1 protein-coding gene and 1 pseudogene are annotated in these 1,010 nt (G+C 34.6%); both read right to left on the bottom strand.

Annotation, left to right across the window (positions count from 1 at the left end; genetic code table 11):
• Window positions 1-103: 103 nt before the first annotated feature.
• Window positions 104-511, bottom strand: coding sequence for a hypothetical protein (locus LGZ98_RS23840; protein ID WP_113044418.1), 408 nt, complete (start codon window positions 509-511; stop codon window positions 104-106).
• 1 nt (window position 512) lies between these two features.
• Window positions 513-1,010, bottom strand: a pseudogene (locus LGZ98_RS23835) (hypothetical protein); the annotation flags it as partial.

Below are 1,010 nucleotides of genomic sequence, written 5' to 3'. Positions count from 1 at the left end.
GCTATTGATATAAGAAGGATAATTGTTGAAGAGATGTAAAATATAATTAAAATAATAAGAGTGATTATGTTCACATTAAAGTCCCATTGAATTTTTAGTATGATTAAGCGTATTTTTGAAATAGGCATATTGCCATTGATATAGAGAAGGATACAAGGCTTATATTGATAGTGATGAAATATATTTTTATCCAGTGGGTCAAATTGGAGGGTAAATTTTGAATGAAATCGTAAGACTCTTGTGGCATATATTTACTATTAGGTCTATTTATCCTTATTCTTTTTCCTGTTAATAATTTATAGAAAAATACGGCAGGATGAATTTGACCATGAATACCCATAGAATGACCCATGTATGCTGCTGTTGATAAGCAAAAACCTTTTTCCATATATAATTCAATAATTTTATCCATCTTTTTTTGATTTATTTTGTAAATGGCTATTGATATAATGAGAAAAAGGTTGAAAGAGATATAAGAAATAACCAAGATGATAAAAGTTATTCTATTCATATTAAAATCCCATTGAAGATTCAACAATAAGTTCAAGGAACCATTCTCCACCTTTACTACCGGCATAACCACCAGCTAAACCGCCACCAGCCATGCAAAGTCCAACAGCTAATCCTTCAGTTGCAAACCCAAGGGCAGCACATGCTGCGCCTGCTGCTATACTGCCACCATATCCTACGGCTATCCCACCTCCTGTTCTACCAGCAAATTTACTATATTCCTTGATAGCCACTTTTTCACATTGTCTTGTTTGCCTATAGTTGCAGGCATCAATAATCTGTCCGGTGGTATCAACAAAATCCAGACCAATGGCAACCCGGCCACCATATTTCATCCATTTAACCATTTTTTCACTTTGTATAATTGTTTGACTATATCCCTTTATCGCGCCAATCCCTGCTTTATCCCATTGGTGAGCAATGGCTTTGGTTGATAATTTTAGCGCATGTTTTAAATTAGGATGTTGGTCGATTTTCAAAGAGAGTCGGCCAACTTTATT

Source organism: Photorhabdus kayaii, assembly GCF_025384895.1.
Lineage (GTDB): Bacteria > Pseudomonadota > Gammaproteobacteria > Enterobacterales > Enterobacteriaceae > Photorhabdus > Photorhabdus kayaii.
The sequence above is the reverse complement of the archived record's forward strand: the minus strand, read 5'-3'. Positions and strand labels throughout refer to the sequence as shown.

What these genes read in the sequence shown, in the direction of transcription:
- LGZ98_RS23840 (WP_113044418.1), bottom strand. Translation starts at nt 511, where the DNA reads ATGAATAGAATAACTTTTATCATCTTGGTTATTTCTTATATCTCTTTC.